Origin of the sequence: Nostoc sp. NOS(2021), from assembly GCF_017115025.1 — a bacterium.
GTDB lineage: Bacteria > Cyanobacteriota > Cyanobacteriia > Cyanobacteriales > Nostocaceae > Nostoc.
Map to the genome: position 1 here is coordinate 1 of NZ_JABXKM010000066.1, position 20319 is coordinate 20319.

At 42.2% G+C, this 20319-nt stretch carries 19 protein-coding genes; 9 read left to right on the forward strand and 10 right to left on the reverse strand.

What is annotated here, in order from left to right; genetic code table 11:
- Positions 1–230: 230 nt before the first annotated feature.
- Complete coding sequence (locus HWQ41_RS07850) at positions 231–1952, forward strand: tetratricopeptide repeat protein (RefSeq protein ID WP_292761244.1); 1722 nt, start codon at positions 231–233, stop codon at positions 1950–1952.
- Positions 1953–2370: 418 nt separating this feature from the next.
- Here the strand turns inward: HWQ41_RS07850 and HWQ41_RS07855 are convergent, their stop codons facing one another.
- Positions 2371–4281: an acetate--CoA ligase family protein gene (locus tag HWQ41_RS07855; protein ID WP_292761245.1), complete on the reverse strand. Its 1911-nt coding sequence runs from the start codon at positions 4279–4281 to the stop codon at positions 2371–2373.
- Positions 4282–4598: 317 nt separating this feature from the next.
- On the opposite strand from HWQ41_RS07855, the gene HWQ41_RS07860 reads away from it, so the two are divergent.
- Complete coding sequence (locus tag HWQ41_RS07860) at positions 4599–4802, forward strand: hypothetical protein (RefSeq protein ID WP_292761247.1); 204 nt, start codon at positions 4599–4601, stop codon at positions 4800–4802.
- A 338-nt stretch (positions 4803–5140) separates the two neighbouring features.
- Entirely contained in the window at positions 5141–5995 is an 855-nt protein-coding gene (locus HWQ41_RS07865; protein WP_292761272.1) for a cyanophycinase, read from the forward strand.
- Between the two features lie 323 nt (positions 5996–6318).
- Here the strand turns inward: HWQ41_RS07865 and HWQ41_RS07870 are convergent, their stop codons facing one another.
- A complete protein-coding gene (locus HWQ41_RS07870; protein WP_292761249.1) occupies positions 6319–6444 on the reverse strand; it encodes a hypothetical protein in 126 nt (41 codons plus the stop codon).
- Between the two features lie 17 nt (positions 6445–6461).
- On the opposite strand from HWQ41_RS07870, the gene HWQ41_RS07875 reads away from it, so the two are divergent.
- Both HWQ41_RS07875 and HWQ41_RS07880 read left to right on the forward strand, forming a co-directional pair.
- Positions 6462–7373, forward strand: a complete 912-nt coding sequence (locus tag HWQ41_RS07875; protein ID WP_292761251.1) for a hypothetical protein — start codon at positions 6462–6464, stop codon at positions 7371–7373.
- A gap of 286 nt (positions 7374–7659) precedes the next feature.
- On the forward strand, positions 7660–8532 hold the full coding sequence (locus HWQ41_RS07880) for a hypothetical protein (RefSeq protein WP_292761252.1): 873 nt from the start codon (positions 7660–7662) through the stop codon (positions 8530–8532).
- Between the two features lie 127 nt (positions 8533–8659).
- Here the strand turns inward: HWQ41_RS07880 and ychF are convergent, their stop codons facing one another.
- The 3 genes from ychF to yidD form a co-directional block, all read right to left on the reverse strand.
- A complete protein-coding gene (ychF, locus tag HWQ41_RS07885) occupies positions 8660–9751 on the reverse strand; it encodes a redox-regulated ATPase YchF (protein WP_292761254.1) in 1092 nt (363 codons plus the stop codon).
- Positions 9752–9796: 45 nt separating this feature from the next.
- Entirely contained in the window at positions 9797–10018 is a 222-nt protein-coding gene (locus HWQ41_RS07890) for a hypothetical protein (protein ID WP_292761256.1), read from the reverse strand.
- A gap of 210 nt (positions 10019–10228) precedes the next feature.
- The gene (gene yidD / locus HWQ41_RS07895; protein WP_292761257.1) at positions 10229–10465 is read right to left on the reverse strand and encodes a membrane protein insertion efficiency factor YidD; all 237 of its coding nucleotides are present in this window, start codon (positions 10463–10465) and stop codon (positions 10229–10231) included.
- Between the two features lie 61 nt (positions 10466–10526).
- Here yidD and HWQ41_RS07900 point away from each other — a divergent pair, with 61 nt between their 5' ends.
- The 4 genes from HWQ41_RS07900 (at position 10527) to HWQ41_RS07915 (ending at position 17256) form a co-directional block, all read left to right on the forward strand.
- Positions 10527–11231 carry a diacylglycerol/polyprenol kinase family protein gene (locus HWQ41_RS07900; RefSeq protein WP_292761258.1) on the forward strand — a complete coding sequence of 235 codons (705 nt, stop codon included), beginning with the start codon at positions 10527–10529 and terminating at the stop codon, positions 11229–11231.
- Between the two features lie 481 nt (positions 11232–11712).
- Positions 11713–14097 carry a phosphoribosylformylglycinamidine synthase subunit PurL gene (gene purL, locus HWQ41_RS07905; RefSeq protein ID WP_292761260.1) on the forward strand — a complete coding sequence of 795 codons (2385 nt, stop codon included), beginning with the start codon at positions 11713–11715 and terminating at the stop codon, positions 14095–14097.
- Between the two features lie 394 nt (positions 14098–14491).
- Positions 14492–15991: an amidophosphoribosyltransferase gene (gene purF / locus HWQ41_RS07910; RefSeq protein WP_292761263.1), complete on the forward strand. Its 1500-nt coding sequence runs from the start codon at positions 14492–14494 to the stop codon at positions 15989–15991.
- 698 nt (positions 15992–16689) lie between these two features.
- Entirely contained in the window at positions 16690–17256 is a 567-nt protein-coding gene (locus tag HWQ41_RS07915) for a Uma2 family endonuclease (RefSeq protein WP_292761264.1), read from the forward strand.
- Between the two features lie 158 nt (positions 17257–17414).
- Here HWQ41_RS07915 and HWQ41_RS07920 read toward each other — a convergent pair whose 3' ends face one another.
- The 5 genes from HWQ41_RS07920 to HWQ41_RS07940 all read right to left on the reverse strand — a co-directional run bounded on the left by HWQ41_RS07920 (position 17415) and on the right by HWQ41_RS07940 (position 20268).
- Entirely contained in the window at positions 17415–17924 is a 510-nt protein-coding gene (locus HWQ41_RS07920) for a GNAT family N-acetyltransferase (RefSeq protein WP_292761266.1), read from the reverse strand.
- Positions 17924–18241, reverse strand: coding sequence for a DUF1778 domain-containing protein (locus HWQ41_RS07925; protein WP_292761268.1), 318 nt, complete (start codon positions 18239–18241; stop codon positions 17924–17926). Before HWQ41_RS07925 ends, HWQ41_RS07920 begins: the two co-directional genes overlap by 1 nt.
- 95 nt (positions 18242–18336) lie before the next feature.
- The gene (locus tag HWQ41_RS07930; protein WP_094339700.1) at positions 18337–18618 is read right to left on the reverse strand and encodes a hypothetical protein; all 282 of its coding nucleotides are present in this window, start codon (positions 18616–18618) and stop codon (positions 18337–18339) included.
- A 52-nt stretch (positions 18619–18670) separates the two neighbouring features.
- A complete protein-coding gene (locus HWQ41_RS07935; protein WP_292761270.1) occupies positions 18671–19717 on the reverse strand; it encodes an ABC transporter permease in 1047 nt (348 codons plus the stop codon).
- Positions 19718–19749: 32 nt separating this feature from the next.
- Positions 19750–20268 carry an adenine phosphoribosyltransferase gene (locus HWQ41_RS07940; protein WP_292761274.1) on the reverse strand — a complete coding sequence of 173 codons (519 nt, stop codon included), beginning with the start codon at positions 20266–20268 and terminating at the stop codon, positions 19750–19752.
- Between the last annotated feature and the right edge of the window lie 51 nt (positions 20269–20319).

Consider the following 20319-nt stretch of genomic DNA (forward strand, 5'->3'; position numbering starts at 1 on the left):
GGTGCAATTTATCTGGCTGCTTCTGTCATTTGGCTCAATTGATGACACGCCCTAGTACCCTCTTTTTAATCCAATCTCATTTTCTACAAATTGTAATGTATTAAGTTAAATTAAGAATTATTGCAAAACAGGAAACAATTTTTGGGAATATCACCCAAACTAATTAAAAGGTTTACGCCGAATGGATATTTTAATAGAATAATCTCATCAAAAGATTCGCAGAAACATAAATGGACTGGATTACACTACTGCGATCGCTACAGTCTGATTTTATTAAAAGGTTAACATCTGGTTGTCTGCTTCATTGTGAAACAGAAGGTCAATATAGTGAATTAACTATCATCTCTGGAGAAAGGTTAAAGGCACTACGGGAATTTTGCTGGCTGATGGCTGAGAAATATAAGCGTGTTTCGCCAGTGCGTGATGTTTTTATTAGCTATCTCAAAGGGAAATTAGGTGAGGAAGTTGTCAAAGAACGTTTAGCTGATTTTATTACCGAAGTCGATTATGAAAAGCGATTCGGCGGCGATGGTAATATAGATTTTACCTTGACTTCTGAGCCATCTATTGGTATTGAGGTTAAATCTCGTCACGGTCGAATTGATAGAGTTAGATGGTCAATTAGTTCTGAAGAGGTTGAAAAAAATGCAGTTGTAGTTTGCATTTTGATTCAAGAAGATGTGAGTGAAGCACAATCAGAGTATCACCTTTTCTTGGCTGGCTTTCTGCCAACCCGGATGATTAAGTTGAAAACTGGTAAAATTTCCTTTGGGATAGAACAATTACTGTATGGTGGTGGTTTATGGTGCTATCTAGAACAGTTACAATCTTCTGTAAATAATTCTTATAAGCAACAACCACCAATTTATAAATATCTCCCGAAGCAGGAAACGCCACCTAAGCCAACTAATAATCAGTTGGTAAAATCTTCTTTTCAACCTGAATATCGTCATGAAGATTTAAATATACTTTATGTAAGATTGGGTGATGAATGTTTTGAGAAAGGAGAATATTTGAATGCAATTACCAACTATAATCAAGCTTTAGAAGTTAATCATGGCGATGTTGATTTATATTATAAACGAGGTTTAGCTTACTATCAAGTAGGAGATTATGAAGCTGCGATCGCAGATTATTCTCAAGCAATTCAGATGAATCTTCATGATGCTAAATCTTACAATAAACGAGGTTTAGCTCTGTCTCAACTAGGGCGATTAGAAGAAGCAATTAATGATTATACCCAGGCGATCAGAATTAATCCTAATGTTGCCGTAGCTTATAAAAACCGGGCTGAAGCTCGTTCTCATGTAGGAGATAATCAGGGTGCGATTGAAGATTATACCCAGGCTATTAAAATTAACCCCCATTATGCTGATGCTTATAAAAACCGTGGGATTGCTCGTTATTTATTAGGCTCTCAACCGGGATTTCCCCAAGCAATCAAGATTAATCCTAAAGATGCCATAGCTTATAAAAAACGTGGTAATGCTCGTTCAGATTTAGGAGATTTTGAAGGAGCAATTGAAGATTATACTCAGGCAATACAGATTAATTCAAATTATGCAGATGCTTATTACAACCGTGGTAATGCTCGTTCTGACTTAGGAAATTTTGAAGGAGCAATTGAAGATTATACTCAGGCAATACAGATTAATTCAAATTATGCAGATGCTTATTACAACCGTGGTAATGCTCGTTCTGACTTAGGAAATTTTGAAGGAGCAATTGAAGATTATACTCAGGCAATACAGATTAATTCAAATTATGCAGATGCTTATTACAATCGTGGCAATATCCGTTTAGAAATAGCAGATAAACAGGGAGCAATTGAAGATTTTCACAAAGCGGCAGATATCTATCGTCAAGAAGGTAAGCTAGAAGCACTCAAAGATACACGAGAAAGAATATTAGATTTAGAAATAGAAGAATCATTAGATATTTTAAAGTTCTAGAAAAGCGATGAATTCAGATAAATAGCAATTTTCAGCTACGATAAACTCATCGCAATGTCTAAGAGGTTGTTTGAAAAGTGGTTGGCTGTAATTTTAGGCACTTATTGATCCCCCCTAATCCTCCTTAAAAAGGGGGGAACCGGAATCAAAGTCCCCCAATTTATCGGGGAGCCACTGCGTTGGGCGGGTTTCCCGACTTGAAGCACGTGGCGTGGATTTAGGGGGATCTAGAACTTTTTGCTACCGATAAGAAGACTTTTCAAACATCCTCTAATCCCTGCATCTTATACCGTTTGACTTTAATAATGATACAAATACGTTGGTAGGGGTACAGCAATGCTGTGCCCCTACGAGAAATCTATATGTGTCAGGGTTTGTATGTAATGGTATTAGCCCTTGTGATTACCCTTTACTTAGCTCACAAAATCGCTCCAGCTTCTTTCAAATAAACCCGTGTAAATGGTTCATCTTCAGCCAAAGTATAATCTTCAATCAACCCTTTGCGACGCACAGAAATATCGTTGCCTTTTCTAATCACCACAGTAGAACCATCGAAGACATCCCGCACTAGGATCATCTCAGTTTCGGTGGGATTATCCAAAACTACGACATTACTACTATGGTAAAACATACCCTCTTCATCTAGGATGTCTTCCGCATACTCGGCAATCAGCAAATCAAGTTTGGGATGACGCAGCAAAGTTTGGACGTTGCTGTTGTAATTTTTGCTTAATACTTTTTTCGAGCGATTCACAAAAATTCCATCACGACAAACAGCGCCTATTGTCCAATTGGGATGTTGCAAAAGGATATGGTCAATCGTTGCTTGCAGTTCTTCGATTGAGATTTTATTAAAGGTAATAATTGGTATCCTGGCATCTGTACCCGACTCAAAAAAGGTTTCTAAGATATGAGAAGGCACATCAACGCTTTCACCAACAGAAGGTTTAAGATGCATTAAAACGCCTGGTGCAGCATTGATTTCCAAGATAGCAAAGTTACTAGATTTCCAAGATTCTGCGAGACTTTTGGTAATGACATCAATCCCAAGGCAAGTCAGCTGGAAATGTTGGGCAATATCTTGCGCCAAGATAATATTGTCAGCATGAACTGTCTGGGTTGCATCGATGCTTATACCTCCGGCTGAAAGATTGGCGACTTTACGCAGATAAACAGTGCGTCCCTTCTCAATCACACTGTCTAATGATAAGCGCTGTTCGTCTAGGTAGAGTTCCATCGCTTCATCAATCTGAATTTTACTCATCGGTGAGGTGGGTGAGTCTAAACGTGCAGGTTTGCGGTTCTCTTGGCGGATTAACTCTGCAAGCGTTAAGTACCCATCACCAACAACCGATGCTGGACGGCGTTCTGTGGCGGCGACAAATCTACCATTGACACACAACAAGCGAAAATCTGAGCCGGAAATACTTTTCTCAACAATTATCCGAGTTAGCTGATCTTCGGGAATCGCTGCCAGTGCCCTATTATAAGCAGATTGCAGTTCTTTTGAGTCCTGCACGTCAGCTGTGACACCAATTCCTTTGTGACCAACCACTGGCTTAACTGCCACTGGGTAGCCAATTTGTCTGGCTGCGGCCAAGGCTTCCTTTTCCGAAAAGACGATATCACCTTCAGGTACTGGGAAACCCAAGGTTTTTAAAAATGCCTTGCAGTCATCTTTGCGGGTGGTGAACTCCGAATCTAGATGACTATCACAGTTAAATGTTGTTGCTACCCCCCGGACATGTTTTTTTCCCAACCCGTATTGCATTAATCCTTCTTCCCACAAATAAAAGGCGGGAATACCTTTTTCGTAGGCTGTTCGCAATAGGGCGTAAACTGTGGGGCCACCATAGACAGATGCACGGAATCTATCTTGCAATCTCACTAGCTGCTCATCAAAGGTAAAGTCTTCGTCTTGGGTAATGGCTTCAAACCAATCCCAAACAAAATAAACTACCTCTCTAGTTGTGCGTTCATGTAGCGATTGGACACTAATCCGCACGAAATTTGAATATGGCTTGACACTCCAATGGTTAAGGTGCAAATCCATGTCCAGCTTTCCGACTTCGGACACAACTTGGGCAAATAGATGGGCATGGGATTCGTAGCTTTGGCTGCCCAGGTGTGGATAGTGTTTGCCAATGCTTGCAATATAATCTTGAATGGGCAAAGGCTCTTTAGAGTCAATTAAAGCAAAGTCAAATACTAGCGCCCCTGTATCTAAATAGAGGTTGGCCCCAATATAATGCTTGAAGTTGAAAATATCGAATACATCCGTTCTCCTAGCATTAATGCGGACTAAATCACTGCTTTTTTGTAGAACCATTGATTACGAACCTTTGGCTAAACACCCTGAAATTTAGATGCTGAGTTATGGTTACTCAGACTTATTGATTGTAGATTAATTTACATGAATTTTGGAGAGTGATGGCAAAGCCATTGATCTAATTCAGAACCCACGTTAACTCTATTAGTAAGCATTTTCAACTATCTCAAGGCATAATTAAACCCCCCTTCTTCAGCAAAGAATAAAGAACAGTCGATTCATCCTCATGACTAGTCAAAGATATAACCTTTGAAAGGTGCAACACCGATCCAATAATTTGTATAAATAAATATGCGGTATTCAAAAGACAGCAAAGTATGAATAGCACACAAGCTGCTCTAAGAGATGAAATTCGAGAACTTGCTGAGGAAGCTTTTCACCTAAAGCTGATCTCTGGGCATGGTGATGGGCCAGACATGAATGAGTATCAAATTGTCTACCAAGGCAAACCCAGGCATCTCCCACTAGAACAAGCACGTTTATTTTTAACTAACTTGCTTTACAGAAGTCGCATTCATTAGGACTTCCCATCAGATATGTAATTGCACCCAGATAGAGTTAATACCAATTACTCACGATCGCACGATAAATTTCCAATCGGCAATTAGCAAGATAGTCAACAATGCCTCTAGAATATCTCTCTAGAGGCAGTTGGCGGTGTGAGTTTTATTAAATAAACGAAAATTAATTTTGAGGATAGTTATTTTTTATGTAATTTTTCTGAAAAATCTTTTGGTTTCATTGCGATCGCAAACAAATTTTAATACTACCTTCTATCAAGTAATCTCCCAAAGGGATGATTTGATAGTTGTATTTGTCATGGTTTAGTGAAATTTATTAACTCAAATCAGGAGGCATCATCGTGCAGAGTAATATCAAACGGCAGTTAGTAATTATTGGGGGAGCTGAAGACAAGGATGGAGATTGCCTAATTCTGCGGGACTTTGTGCGACGCGCTGGGGGTACCAAGGCGTACATTGTAATTATCACGGCGGCGACAGAATTACCAAGAGAAGTGGGAGAAAATTATATTAGAGTTTTTGAGCGCCTGGGAGCCGAGCATGTTCGGATTCTTGATACAGAAACCCGCGAAGATGCATCTTCATCTACCGCATTAGAAGCAATTAATAAAGCAACTGGGGTATTTTTTACTGGAGGAGACCAAGCTCGCATTACCAGCATCCTCAAGGATACCGAAATTGATGCGGCGATTCACAAACGCTTCTCTGAAGGTATAGTTATCGCCGGAACAAGCGCGGGCGCTGCCGTGATGCCGGATAAAATGATCGTGGAAGGTGATTCGCAGACACATCCTCGGATTGAAACTGTCGAAATGGGCCCCGGTTTAGGCTTTTTACCAGGGGTGGTAATTGACCAGCATTTTTCCCAGCGTGGACGCTTGGGACGCTTAATTTCAGCTTTAATACTAGAACCTGCTGTTTTGGGATTTGGTATTGACGAGAATACCGCTATGGTAGTGACAGGTAACCAAATTGAAGTGATTGGTGAAGGCGCTGTCACAATTGTTGATGAATCAGAGGCTACATATAACAATATGGACGAAATTTTGAAGGATGAGTCTTTGGCGATTTGCGGAGCAAAGCTTCATATTTTGCCACATGGCTTCAAATTTGACTTGAAAACTCGCCAGCCTATCTTAAATAATCGCTCTGTGGAAAATGTCTCTGTACCTGCTAGTTTAATCAACACCTAACTTTTAGCAGGTGCGTTTAAATTGAATAAATAATTAATAGATGTATTTACTTCAGTAATAACCGATTGTAACAGTTCTGGGTGCGGAATGTTGGGATCTCGGTGATTGAAGTAAAGACCAGAGGCGGAGCATCTCCGGCTCCGCGCATTATTTCTTGTGGCACTTTCCGCTCGAAATAAATCTTTTTTTCTTTTTCCATACCGAAGGTATTGGCTCTCAAACACGAGTGTGCTTAGTGCAATTAACTTTACTTTTTTACTCAGCACTCGTTCCTGGGCACGGGCTAAACAAAAGCTATCCGCTAACAGCACTGTTTTAGTGAGTCAAGTAATTACGTAAGTATCCTGATAGCTGTGAGTACAAAAGGCTGCTTCACTGGCGTGGGTGCGAATTGCCTGGATTTGATATGATTGAGCATTCGCTAACACACTTCTGTTACCGATACTCACAGCTTCGCTAAATCAATATGCCTCGGTATCTCAGGTTAATCATCAATATAGTAATCTTGGGTACATTGTTACTCATATCCCAGCAAGTTTGGGCGCAAGATTGGCGTCCGGTTCGCGGTGGCATCCCTTTCGGTATCAGTGGTATGGCTTTGATAGAGCAGCAAAGCAATACGCTCGATTTTCTGATTGTCCATGATAACAAACAAAAAAACCAAGGTCGTTTAGCAATCATCAGCATTAAGGGTAAGAACCAACCTGAATATTTCCCATTGAACTGGCCAAATAACATAGAATTACCGATCGACTTAGAAGCTTTAACATCTGTTCCAGAGCAAACAAAATTCTCTTTTATCGCTTTAGGCAGTTCTGGAAAAGCTTATTACATCAGGTTAGAGCCTGCCAAAAAAACCATCTCGGTTCTCAAGGAATTCAATCTCCCAGGAATTATTCAAGGAAATAATTTTGAAGCATTTGGATTACAAAATATAGACGGCAAATTAGTTGCTATTTGGGCACATCGAGGTAAAGGAGAACAACCAGCAACTATCTTTTGGGGAATGCTTGACTTGGCTAAATATCAAATTACTCTCGCAGGTTCTGCTAATCTGAAAGTACCGTTTCCATCAGGCAATGTTCGTCATATTTCAGATATTAAAGTAGACCCCGTAGGAATTGTGTACATCACCTCAGCAAGTGATGCCGGAGATGATGGCCCATTTCAGTCAGCTGTGTATGTCGCTGGTTACTTAGGATTACATGGTAACAAAATTGCATGGCAACAAAATCCTCAACTTGTTCCCTTCTACCGCTCTAATTACCACAAAATTGAAGGTATAGAACTTGTTCCCGGTGCAGAAGGTGGTGTAGTGGTTGGTACAGATGATGAGAATTTGGGTTCCTATGTATACATTGTGGGTGGAAGTAGCTAAACAGTATGTCCTTTGATAACCTGTGTAAACTCGCATCGCTTCGCCTCATCGGTGCTAGCAACACCCCAAAGCTCAGTTGCAGTTTTCAAAACAGAACTCAGCATTGAGCCAATTCGTGCCGATTATGTAACCTTCTTGCAACTAGAATTTCAAACCAAGTTTTTTTATTATGAAAAAGTGGCTCGTTTTTCTTACAATTGCATTTTTATGTTTCTGTTCAGTTTATGTTGTTAATGCGTCTGATTCTGTCTTAATAAATTCAGAGAATAGTTGTAATTTACGATTGATGAGAAAGGGAGAAGGGTGTTTTCTTTACAAAGTCAAATCTGGTAATTTTTCTATTCCTATCTACTACTATTTACCTGATACATTGCAGGAAAATACTAAAGTTTTATTTGCTCTGCACGGTGAAAAGCGTAATGCTCAAGATTATCGAAATGATTGGAGAAAGATTTATAAATACAACAGTGATGAGCAGACGAATTTTATTTTACTTGCTCCCCAGTTGGAACAAAAGTGGTTTCCAAAAGCTGTAGGGTATAATCTTGGTAATATGTTTACAGAAGATTTAAAGATTTTAAATCCTCGAAACCAATGGGCATTTACTGAAATTGAAAATATCTTTACTTTTGTCAAAAGAACCACGAAAGTAAAGGCTAATAATTACTATCTCTATGGTCACTCTGCGGGCGCACAGTTCGTACATCGAATGGTCATCTTTATGCCCTATGCACATATTCAAAAGGCTGTGGCTGCTGAGGCAGGTTCGTATACAATACCCGATGAAAATAGGGAATATCCCTGCGGTCTGAAGAAACTAACTGGAGAGCCACTATCATCTGTAGATTTGAGAAAAACATTTACCATACCAATGACAATAATTTTAGGTACAAAAGATAACAAAGTTCTATCTCCTGAACATGATTCTTATGCTTGCGATACACAGCAAGGTTCTAATCGTTTAGCTCGTGGCGAATATTTCTACACTCATGTTAAAAGTATTGCTGATAAGAGAAAAGAAGATTTCAATTGGACTCTCAAAGAAGTTACTGCTACTCACATTGTTGCAAATACGAATCCTCCGATTGAAGATCCGATGTTAGTGTCATGTGCCGCTTTAGAGTTTTTTCCTAAATTGACCTTCGTTAATTGCAAATAGTTATTTCTGCACCCTGTCAAATTTTAAATTTAGAATTGTTGGAGCGATGCCTACGGCGGGCAAAGCCTACGCAATTTGGTGTAGGTTGACCATTATCTTATTGATAACGGCAACCCATTAATTACACCTACACATTAAATCGGAACAACATTACATCCCCTTCTTGCACAACATATTCTTTCCCTTCACTGCGAACCAACCCTTTCTCCTTTGCAGCATTCATCGAACCAGTTGTTACCAAATCTTTATAAGCGACAGTTTCGGCGCGAATAAATCCCCGCTCAAAATCACTGTGAATTACACCAGCCGCTTGAGGTGCAGACATTCCGGCATTAATTGTCCAAGCGCGGGTTTCTTTGGGGCCGCAGGTAAAATATGTCCGCAAGCCTAAAAGGAAGTAAGTTGCACGAATCAATGATTTCAAACCGCCTTCTTCCACACCTAAAGACGCAAGAAAATCAGCTTTATCTGACTCTGGTAATTCCACTAATTCCGCTTCAACTTGAGCCGAAACTATTACAACTTGGGCATTTTCTGTCGCAGCAATTTGCCGCACTTTTTCTACAAAATGATTACCAGTTGCCAACTCATCCTCAGATACATTGGCGGCGTAGATAATCGGTTTATAAGTGAGCAGTTCCAGTCCTTTAATAATCTCTGTTTCTTCTTCATTCAAACTCACCTGACGCACCGATTTACCTTCATTTAAAGCCGCAGCTAATTTTTCCAGGACTGAGACTTCAAACTGTGCATCTTTGCTGGTACGAGCTTGTTTGCGAGTGCGGTCAATTCGCCGCTCAATTTGTGATAAATCTGATAAACCCAGTTCTATATTAATGATTTCAATATCTCGCGCTGGGTCAACAGAACCAGCAACGTGGATAATATCGTCATTTTCAAAACAACGTACCACATGGACGATCGCATCAACTTCCCGGATGTGGGACAGGAATTGATTCCCTAGTCCCTCACCCTGACTTGCACCTTTAACTAAACCAGCAATATCTACAAATTCAACCCGCGCCGGGATAATTTGTGCCGAACTGGCAATATTAGCAAGAACATTTAACCGCTCATCCGGTACTGCGACAACGCCGACATTCGGTTCAATCGTGCAAAAAGGGAAGTTAGCTGCTTCTGCTTTGGCATTAGCAACTACAGCATTAAATAAAGTAGATTTTCCGACGTTGGGAAGTCCGACAATTCCGGCTCTTAGCATTTTGGATTTTAGATTTGGGATTTTGGATTACATTACCAAGGTAATTCAAACAGGTTCCGGTATGGTTTGGGGAATTGGTTCTGGAACTGTTTGAGGAATCGGCCCTGGAATCGGCTGAGGTATGGGAGCAGGTACTGGTTCTGGTACAGGCCCAGGTAAAGGTTGGGGAATCCCAGGCCCCGGTACTGGTTGCGGACTCGGTAGCGGGTTCGGTTGAGGATTGGGAATTTGTGGTTCGGGTATAGAAATCGCGGTAGGATTAATCATGGTAAATCTAAATTAAATTATTCAACCTTCCCAAACTAGATGACAACCTCAGCCGTTGACATCTCCCCAAAAGACTATACCCACCTACACCCCCCTTCTAGCGGTGGTATGAACCTTCACCCGCACACTTGCAGCATAGAGATACAGGGCAGGTATTCTTCCCAATGCCCAATGCCCAATGCCCAATGCCCAATGCCCCAGTCCTATAAACTACTGCTCTTTTACCTTTTCTACCACCTCTGGCACTGGATCGTAACCACCTGGATGAAACGGATGACAGCGCAAAATCCGCCGAGTTGCCATCCAGCCACCACGCAACACTCCAAATCTTTCAATGGCTTCAATAGCATACATCGAACAAGTTGGTTGAAAGCGACAAGTCGGGAGAAACAACGGCGAGATAAACATTCGGTAGCCTCGAATCAGCCAAATCAATAATAATTTCATTGCAGTTACCCAAATCTTATAAATTAGTAACAGGGGTAAAAATTTTCATTTTGTTGCATCTTTGTTAATTACATTTTCTGACTTAACCTCAATTCCGGTTTTATGGCTGCAAATTGCGTTGGCTGCAATCTGGGTGTTACTCATCCTCCTGATTGCATGGGTGGTAAACCGCATCGCCGACGAGCCAGAAATCGTGCGGAAGATAGTTCATATTGGCACTGGTAATGTGATTTTAATCGCTTGGTGGCTCGATATTCCCGCCAGTGTAGGGATTACAGCTTCAATTTTAGCGAGTGCAATCACCTTATTATCCTACCGATTGCCTATTCTTCCTGGTATTAATAGCGTTGGACGCCAAAGTTTAGGTACATTTTTTTACTCTGTAAGTTTCGGTATTTTAGTCGCCTGGTTTTGGTACTTGCAACAACCCCAGTACGCAGCACTAGGAATTTTGATTATGACTTGGGGAGATGGATTAGCAGCCTTAATTGGGCAGCGCTTTGGTACACACAAGTATAAAATCTTTGGGACAGAAAAAAGTTGGGAAGGCTCCCTAACTATGATGCTCGTTAGCTATCTCGTCTGTAGTTTGATTTTAGTTGGAACTCAAGGCAACAGTTGGCAAACTTGGGTAGTATCACTCGTGGTAGCAGTTATAGCTACTGCTTTAGAAGCTTTTTCATTTTTGGGTATTGACAATTTGACAGTTCCTTTGGGCAGTGCAGCCCTTGCCTTCTTTTTAAGTCAGTTAGTCTTGAGTTACTAATTGCCTTGATACCATTTCTTTTTGAAGATGCGCCTATATAACTTACCCAAAACCGCGCTGTAGGGGCAATTCATGAATTGCCCCTACGTGAATAAAGCGCAGCCTCACATAGAATTGGTATGAGTGCTATTCCTAATTGCTCAAATAAGAGACAGTGCCAAAAAGGAGTATTCTGGGGTTGCACCACCCTACCCCTCCATTAAAGAAACCCTTAAGCCTGCGATCGCAGTCTTAAGGTAGTCTAAAACTGTAATTATGTCGTCGCCAATGCATAAAAACTCTAATCAAAACCAGCGCTAACACATCCGACGTGAATTTATATTTGTTAACATACATTGAAATTTTCTTGCCGACTTACTTAGCTTGGAATAAGATGGCAGGAGAAAAACAGCAAAACAGAGTTATCTACATTTCTCAAACTGCACCTACAGGGCAAGTAAATCGATAGAATAATGCTCTGTACAATTGGTGCATAATTTCCATGACCGCCACATCTCCTGCTTTCTTTTCCTCCCAAGAAATCGCTGCTGAAGGTCTTAAGCCAGAAGAATATGAAGAAATTGTCCGTCGGTTAGGGCGTCATCCCAACAAAGCTGAACTGGGAATGTTTGGAGTGATGTGGTCAGAGCATTGCTGTTACAAAAATTCTCGACCTCTACTCAAACAGTTTCCCACGACAGGCGATCGCATCCTCGTGGGGCCTGGTGAAAATGCTGGTGTTGTAGACTTGGGCGACGGACTCCAACTAGCCTTTAAGATTGAATCGCACAACCACCCCTCAGCAGTAGAACCCTTTCAGGGAGCCGCAACGGGAGTAGGAGGCATTCTCAGAGATATCTTTACAATGGGTGCGCGTCCCATTGCCATATTAAACTCACTGCGCTTTGGTTCCCTAGAAGATGCCAAAACTCAAAGGCTGTTCCAAGGCGTAGTGGCGGGAATTTCTCATTATGGTAATTGCGTTGGGGTACCCACAGTGGGCGGCGAAGTTTATTTTGACTCTGCTTACTCTGGTAATCCTCTGGTGAACGTGATGGCACTAGGGTTGATGGAAACAGCAGAAATCGTCAAATCTGGAGCATCTGGCTTAGGCAACCCCGTGCTTTATGTTGGTTCCACTACCGGGCGCGATGGTATGGGAGGCGCGAGTTTTGCTAGTGCAGAATTAAGCGATCAGTCAATAGACGATCGCCCTGCTGTGCAAGTGGGCGATCCATTTTTGGAAAAGTCGTTAATTGAAGCTTGTCTGGAGGCGTTTAAGACGGGTGCAGTTGTCGCCGCCCAAGATATGGGAGCAGCGGGAATCACTTGTTCTACTTCAGAGATGGCGGCAAAAGGCGGTGTGGGAATTGAACTAGATTTAGATAAGATTCCCGTCAGAGAAACGGGGATGGTTCCCTATGAATATCTGCTTTCGGAATCTCAAGAACGAATGCTGTTCGTTGCCCACAAGGGGCGTGAGCAGGAATTAATCGACATTTTTCACCGTTGGGGACTTCAAGCCGTTGTCGCTGGTACTGTCATCGCTGAACCGATCGTGCGGATTTTCTTCCAGGGTGAAGTAGCAGCAGAAATTCCTGCTGAGGCTTTGGCGGAAAATACCCCACTATATCATCGGGAGTTGTTGACAGAACCGCCAGAATATGCGCGTCAAGCTTGGGAATGGACTGCTAATTCCTTACCTGATTGCACAACTGCTGGAATAGAACTCCAAGGACGCCTGCAAAGCTGGAATGATATTCTGTTAACTTTGCTCGATACACCCACGATCGCTTCTAAAAATTGGGTATATCGTCAGTATGACCATCAAGTACAGAATAATACAGTAATTCTACCAGGTGGTGCAGATGCCGCTGTTATCCGTTTGCGCCCGCTTGAACAAATCCCCAATCTAAAATCCAAAATCCCAAATCCAAAATTAGGAGTTGCTGCCACAGTAGATTGCAATCCTCGTTATGTTTATCTTGACCCCTACGAGGGAGCTAAGGCAGTGGTGGCAGAAGCTGCACGCAATCTTAGCTGTGTGGGTGCAGAACCTCTGGCAGTGACAGATAACCTGAATTTTGGCTCTCCAGAAAAACCCATTGGTTACTGGCAATTAGCAGAAGCTTGTCGCGGTTTGGCGGAAGGTTGCCGAGAATTAGCAACACCCGTCACAGGCGGAAATGTCTCTTTGTACAATGAAACCCTAGATTCTCAAGGCATCCCACAACCCATTTATCCCACTCCTGTTGTAGGTATGGTGGGCTTAATTCCCGATATAACCAAAATTTGTGGTCAAGGTTGGCAAGCATCCGGCGATGTGATTTATCTTCTCGGATTGCCTCTGGCATCCAAAATCAGTTTAGGAGCATCCGAGTATTTAGCCACTATCCATAGTACTGTAGCCGGAAAACCGCCACGGGTGGATTTTGACTTGGAACGCCGTGTCCAGAAAGTTTGTCGTGAAGGTATTCGTAATGGTTGGGTACGTTCAGCCCATGATAGTGCTGAGGGGGGAATGGCGATCGCAATAGCCGAATGTTGTCTTGCTGGCAACCTTGGTGCCGAAATCAAGTTAGAAATAGCACCAACTCAGTTAAACCGACTGGATGAGGTGCTATTTGCCGAAGGTAGTGCCAGAATTTTCGTTTCTGTAGCATTAGCACAACAAGAAATTTGGGAATCATACTTACAGGAACATCTAGGTCAAGAGTGGCAAAAACTGGGTAAGGTTGGTAATTTTGAGACGGGTTTGGGGGTTTTCACCACTGATAACCAAACCTTAATCAAAGTTAGTATCGAAGATATGAACGATCGCTATTCCCATGCGATCGCCAGACGTCTCGCCATCCATACCACTACCCCCGAAGAAGTTAGGAGTTGAAAGTGAGGAGTTAGGAATAAATTGCATAACTCCTAACTCCTAACTCCTAACTCCTGACTCTTTTATTAACGTCCCTGAGCATAATTACGGTACTGTTTTAATAGATGGTTAAAGATTTGTTAAGAACTCTGCCACCATCTATCCACATAATCCCAGTGACTTGACTGCCGATTTTAGATTTGGAATTTTAGATTTTGGATTGGTGGCGTTGCTTCTGGTTCATGTCTTGCTCCTAGTGGGCGAAACAAATCTAAAATAGCCAGTCTCAAATCCCAAGCCGCATCCCTACTATGGTGCGATCAATCCAAAAGACGCTCGCGGACTCGCTAACGCTCCGCTATCGTCAATCTAAAATCCAAAATTGATTGACCCCCCCACCAGGAGCAAAGCTAGTATGATTTCTATTCATTCTGTCACTTCGGATGAATACCCCGATCAGAACAACAACCCAATCTATAGTCATGAAAATCAGTCTGACAAGCCAGAAGAAGCTTGTGGTGTTTTTGGCATCTACGCCCCAGGAGAAAACGTTGCTAAACTGACCTACTTTGGATTGTATGCCCTTCAGCATCGGGGTCAAGAATCAGCTGGTATTGCCACCTTTGAGGGAACACAAGTACATCTCCACAAAGATATGGGCTTGGTGTCTCAAGTTTTCAATGAATCCATCTTGGATCAATTGCCCGGTTGCCTTGCTGTTGGTCACACTCGTTATTCCACCACAGGTTCTAGCCGCAAAGTTAATGCCCAACCCGCAGTACTGGAAACCCGTTTAGGCTCATTAGCTCTAGCACATAATGGCAATTTAGTCAATACTGTGCAACTGCGGCAAGAGTTGGTTGAGAATAAATGTAACTTAGTCACGACAACAGACTCAGAAATGATCGCTTTTGCGATCGCAGAAGCGATCAATGCTGGCGCAGATTGGCTAGAAGGTGCAACTCAAGCATTTCACCGTTGCAAAGGAGCCTTTAGTTTAGTTATTGGCACTCCCAGTGGCGTTATGGGTGTGCGTGACCCTAATGGCATTCGCCCCCTAGTAATCGGGACTTTAGCTGGTAATCCAATCCGTTACGTTTTGGCTTCCGAGACTTGTGGTTTAGACATCATTGGAGCCGAATACCTGCGAGACGTAGAACCAGGTGAATTAGTTTGGATTACTGAAGAAGGTTTGGCTTCCTATCATTGGAGTCAACAGTCCGAGCGGAAATTGTGTATCTTTGAGATGATTTACTTTGCCCGCCCTGATAGTGTCATGCACAACGAGAGTTTGTACAGCTACCGAATGCGGTTAGGGCGGCAATTAGCTCAAGAATCTGCTGTAGATGCCGATATTGTCTTTGGTGTTCCTGATTCTGGTATACCTGCTGCGATCGGATTTTCTCAAGCGTCTGGTGTATCCTACGCCGAAGGTCTGATTAAAAATCGCTATGTTGGGCGAACTTTCATTCAACCAACCCAAATGATGCGCGAGTCGGGTATTCGGATGAAACTCAACCCCCTCAAAGATGTGCTGGCGGGTAAACGAGTGATCATCGTAGACGACTCGATTGTACGGGGTACTACCAGCCGTAAACTAGTCAAAACCTTGCGTGACGCCGGTGCAGTAGAAGTACATATGCGAATTTCTTCTCCGCCTGTAACTCATCCCTGCTTCTATGGCATCGATACCGATTCTCAGGATCAGCTAATTGCTGCTACCAAGTCAGTAGCGGAAATTGCCAAGCAACTGGAAGTAGACAGCCTCGCCTATCTCAGTTGGAACGGAATGCTAGAAGCGACACGAGAAGACACCAATAGTTTCTGTTCTGCCTGCTTCACCGGAGATTATCCCGTAGCGATTCCTCAGCAAGTGAAGCGTTCTAAGCTGATCTTAGAAAAGGTAGTGGTGTAGAGGGCTAGTACCGCAAGGCGGAATTCAAAATTCAAAATTCAAAATTCAAAATTCAAAATGAATACAGCGTAAGCGTTTCATTGATTTTGAATTGGTGGTTTATTTACGCCCTGCTGTACTAGTCTGTCAAGGAAACTTTGACGAGTAAATAAATTCTTCAATTTCTCTTCTTTCCTTCTTCCTTTGCGTTCTTTGCGTCCTTCTCCCAAGGGGAGACGCTAACGCGAACGCGGTTCGTTCCTTTACCCTTCAAACTTCGCTTGACAGACTACTACAGGACTTACGCAAACAATAGCCGAAACCCTAATTTTCTGGTAGGGGCAATTCATGAATTGCCCCTACAGCGTGTAGTTTTGCGTAAGTCCTATACTAGTAGCACTTTGCGTAATTCGTAATTAAGTTTTAGCAAGGGTTTCAGGCATTAAAAATGGGCGGCTTAGGGACTTCCAAATAAAAAATATCCCAAAACTGACGCAAAAATCCTCTCTATTTCTCTTCTCTCTGTGTTCTCTGCGTCTCTGTAGTTCGTTTCTTTGGATAATTTCTTTCTTGGAAGTCCCTTATTTACGCCGTACTGGACTAGGGAATGGGGAACAAGGGGAGGAGAGAGTGAATAATAACTCCTCACTCCTCACTATTAACTAATTTTCAATTTCCACTCAGGCTAAAATAGCTAAATACTCTAATAGAGATGATTTATGAACCAGCCGATATCTGAGAGAGTGCGCTGGACTACCGCCGACTTAAAATTGTTTCCAGATAACGGGAATCGCTATGAAATTATTGACGGAGAATTGTTTGTAACCAGAGCGCTTCACTGGAATCATCAAAAAGCCTGTGCCAGAATTTGTACTGCCTTGGATAATTGGTCACAGACTACTGGTCTGGGGGAAGTTGTGACTGCTCCAGGAATAATTTTTGGTGATAATGATAATGTGATTCCTGATGTTGTCTGGGCTAGCAATGAGAGATTGCCACTACTTTTAGACGAGGCTGGGCATTTGACTGGTGCGCCAGAACTGGTTGTAGAGGTGCTATCTGATGGTAGTGAAAATGAAAAGCGGGACAGGGAATTTAAACTAAAGCTTTACTCAGTAAGAGGTGTCAGAGAATATTGGATTGTGGATTGGCGCAAGCAACAGGTGGAAGTATATCGACGCGAACAAGCGAGTTTAAAGTTAGTTGCTACGTTGTTCAATGGTGATGAATTGAGTTCACCGATATTACCTGATTTTACTTGTGCGATCGCACAATTATTTACTTAATACAAGTTTGCAGAATTGCCGTAATTTAGTTAGTATTCGCAATTTTTAATAAATAGTGATGAACACTAATCTGGCGGGTGAGCAGTAGGGGTTGGGGTGTATCTTCTGTTTAAATTTAAAATCCTCCTAATTCACTTGTGCAGAATTTGGAGGAGTAATTAATCTATAAGGTTTGCTCGAATATCTTTTAAAGTCATCATTAGCGTTAATGGTTCTATTGGCGATGGTTGAAAACCGTATTTTAAATAAAATCTTCTGGCTTCTTCATCCTTAGCGTGAACCAAAACACATCTAATACCCGCCATTTGGGATACTGTTAAAGTACGAAGAATAGCATCTTTTAATAAACCAGACCCTATACCCCGTCCTTGCCATTTGGTGTCTACAGCAAGTCTGCCGATAAGCATACACGGTATAGGGTCTGGTGCGTTCCGTTTAGCTTTGCTAACAGCTATTAAATGAGTTACAGAAGCAGTTGCTAAACAGTAATAGCCTATTACTTGATTTTCAATAGTTACTACAAAAGTTCTAGCTGTATCCCCCTCATTTTTCAAAGCTTTCTCCTTCAGCCAATTATTCAAAGCTTCTGATTTAGATTCAAATTCTAATACATCATGCTTAAGAGTAAGTGGCTGAGGAGGATTAATAATTTTTGTTTGTTTCATCATTAATCCCAAGGCGATTTAGTCGTTAATAATTTACGAATTTCTTCGTTTGCTTTAGGTGGTGAATCCAAAATAGCAAGGAATTTTTCATATCTTTCCTCGTCTAAAGCAAAGAAGGTCTTGTTACAGATGACTTTTTCTGCTTCTCGACAGGCAACTTCTAACATAAAGTCAGAACGGTTTTTGCCAAGAATAGATGCAGCATTATCAATTAAATTCCGTTGTTGTTCTTGAACTCTAATATTAATTACTTGGTTACGACCAAGGTTATCCATTTTAGAACGGGCAAGCATTGGGTATCTTCCATGTGTGTATCTCATTTAGCGTTGCTGAATTAAATTTCAAGCTTTATTCAGCAATGCTTAATATCTAATATAGAACATTGTGTATACAACGTCAACACAAAATTTTGGGTTTAACTGTGCTGCAAAAACTCAACTTTGGGCAATAACGGGTCAGTCACAATACCCACACCGCTAAAACCCCAGCGTTTGAGCAAGTTTCCCAACTGTGTACGCGCAATAGATTCCACAGTAAAGCGATTTGCTACTTCTGCCGCATGGGTGTTGAGATAGCTAAGGGCATCAAAGTTTTCCTGAAACAGCAATAAATAACCTGATGTTTCGGCATCAGGACGAGCGATGAGATAATTACCGTCAGTTTTTGAGCGCACCAAGTAATAGACTTCGGACAGCATGGAGATGAGGGAGATGGGGTTAAACCAATGACAAATGACAAATGACTAATAACTAATTGAGATTTTCTAGGCGAATGCGTGGATCGGCGGCTTTTAACATTAAATCGGCGATTAAATTACCAAGAATCAGCAACACTGCGCCCATTATCAAACTTGCCATTAACAAATATAAATCTTGAGCTTGTAAAGCCTGTAGAGTCAACCTCCCTAAACCGGGCCAGTTGAAGAAAAATTCGGCAATGAAGGCACCGTTTAATAAACCAGCTAATTCAAAACCCAATAAGGTAATCAAAGGATTTATCGCATTGCGGAGTGCATGAACGTAGATGACGCGGTTTTCTGGCAGACCTTTGGCACGAGCCGTTTGGATATAATCTTGACGCAGCACATCCAATAATTCGCCGCGAGTGATGCGTTGTAAACCAGCAAAACTAGTAATTGAGAGGGCGATCGTCGGTAAAATCATGTGCCAGCCGATATCTAAAATTCTGCCAAACCACGACAGTTCCGAGTGATTGATGCTAGTCATACTACCCACTGGGAATAAGGGCGAGGTGATTTGGGCTAAAACCAGCAGCGCTAAAGCAGTGATGAAACTGGGAAAGCCTTGTCCGGCGTAGCTAATTACCTGTAAAATTCTGTCTGCTAGCTTATTTTGGTTAACAGCAGCAAAGATTCCTAGAGGGATAGCGATCGCCCATGTGACAATTAAAGAGGCGATCGCTAATAGCAAAGTCGCTGGTACCCGTTCCCACAACAGCGATGCCACTGAACGTTGATAAATAAAACTCGTGCCAAAATCCCCTTTTGTCAAGATTCGCCATAGCCACAGCCAAAATTGCTCTGGCCAAGACTTATCCAGACCAAACTGCCGCTTGATTTCCTCAATTCTTTCTGGAGATATCTTCGGGTTTTGCCGTAGCGTATCTACATAATCACCGGGAGCGAGTTGAATTATGAAAAACGACAACGCTGCCGCCAACAACAAAGTCAGCAGTGCCTGCAATATCCGCTTTGCGACATAAACAAAAGTTTCGCTCGTGACTAGCCTGATTAGCCAATCCCGACCCGTCTCCAAGGAAATTCTCGTAGATGTCATTTGTCTTTTGTCCTTTGTCTAATGACCCATGACTAATATTCAATTAGAGAGATAATCGGCACGTCCGGCAGATATTTACGCCCTTGTAAATCCCGTAGCTCGATAATAAACCCAAACCCTACTAGTTCGCAGCCAATCTTCTGCACTAACTTTGCTGTTGCACTCGCAGTTCCACCCGTGGCAATCAAATCGTCCACAATCAAAACTCGGCTACCTTGGTGTAAAGCGTCTTGATGCACTTCCAGACAGTCTGTACCATACTCTAGTTCATATTCAATTGAGTGAACGGCTGCTGGTAACTTCCCTTTTTTGCGGACGGGAATAAAACCAACTCCTAGTTTATAAGCCAGAGGTGAGCCAAAAATGAATCCCCTCGACTCTATACCGATGACATAATCCGCCGTTATTCCAGCTTCATTGCATTTTTGTGTTAAAAAGTCAATAGTGTAGCGCAGTCCCTCTGGATCGCGCAGCAGCGTAGTAATATCCCGAAATAAAATTCCGGGTTTGGGAAAATCTGGGATGTCACGAACGAGAGACTTCAAATCCATAAAAAAGGGAATGGGGAATGGGGAGTGGGGAATGGGGGATGAGGGAGATGA

Excerpts from the sequence above, each read along its gene's own strand:
- HWQ41_RS07935 (WP_292761270.1), bottom strand. The coding sequence starts at position 19,717 with ATGACATCTACGAGAATTTCCTTGGAGACGGGTCGGGATTGGCTAATC.
- HWQ41_RS07860 (WP_292761247.1), top strand. The coding sequence starts at position 4,599 with ATGAATAGCACACAAGCTGCTCTAAGAGATGAAATTCGAGAACTTGCT.
- HWQ41_RS07855 (WP_292761245.1), bottom strand. The coding sequence starts at position 4,281 with ATGGTTCTACAAAAAAGCAGTGATTTAGTCCGCATTAATGCTAGGAGA.
- HWQ41_RS07925 (WP_292761268.1), bottom strand. The coding sequence starts at position 18,241 with ATGAGATACACACATGGAAGATACCCAATGCTTGCCCGTTCTAAAATG.
- purL (WP_292761260.1), top strand. The coding sequence starts at position 11,713 with ATGACCGCCACATCTCCTGCTTTCTTTTCCTCCCAAGAAATCGCTGCT.
- HWQ41_RS07890 (WP_292761256.1), bottom strand. The coding sequence starts at position 10,018 with ATGATTAATCCTACCGCGATTTCTATACCCGAACCACAAATTCCCAAT.
- ychF (WP_292761254.1), bottom strand. The coding sequence starts at position 9,751 with ATGCTAAGAGCCGGAATTGTCGGACTTCCCAACGTCGGAAAATCTACT.
- HWQ41_RS07940 (WP_292761274.1), bottom strand. The coding sequence starts at position 20,268 with ATGGATTTGAAGTCTCTCGTTCGTGACATCCCAGATTTTCCCAAACCC.
- HWQ41_RS07920 (WP_292761266.1), bottom strand. The coding sequence starts at position 17,924 with ATGATGAAACAAACAAAAATTATTAATCCTCCTCAGCCACTTACTCTT.
- yidD (WP_292761257.1), bottom strand. The coding sequence starts at position 10,465 with ATGAAATTATTATTGATTTGGCTGATTCGAGGCTACCGAATGTTTATC.
- HWQ41_RS07915 (WP_292761264.1), top strand. The coding sequence starts at position 16,690 with ATGAACCAGCCGATATCTGAGAGAGTGCGCTGGACTACCGCCGACTTA.
- HWQ41_RS07850 (WP_292761244.1), top strand. The coding sequence starts at position 231 with ATGGACTGGATTACACTACTGCGATCGCTACAGTCTGATTTTATTAAA.
- HWQ41_RS07930 (WP_094339700.1), bottom strand. The coding sequence starts at position 18,618 with ATGCTGTCCGAAGTCTATTACTTGGTGCGCTCAAAAACTGACGGTAAT.
- HWQ41_RS07875 (WP_292761251.1), top strand. The coding sequence starts at position 6,462 with ATGCCTCGGTATCTCAGGTTAATCATCAATATAGTAATCTTGGGTACA.
- HWQ41_RS07880 (WP_292761252.1), top strand. The coding sequence starts at position 7,660 with ATGAGAAAGGGAGAAGGGTGTTTTCTTTACAAAGTCAAATCTGGTAAT.
- purF (WP_292761263.1), top strand. The coding sequence starts at position 14,492 with ATGATTTCTATTCATTCTGTCACTTCGGATGAATACCCCGATCAGAAC.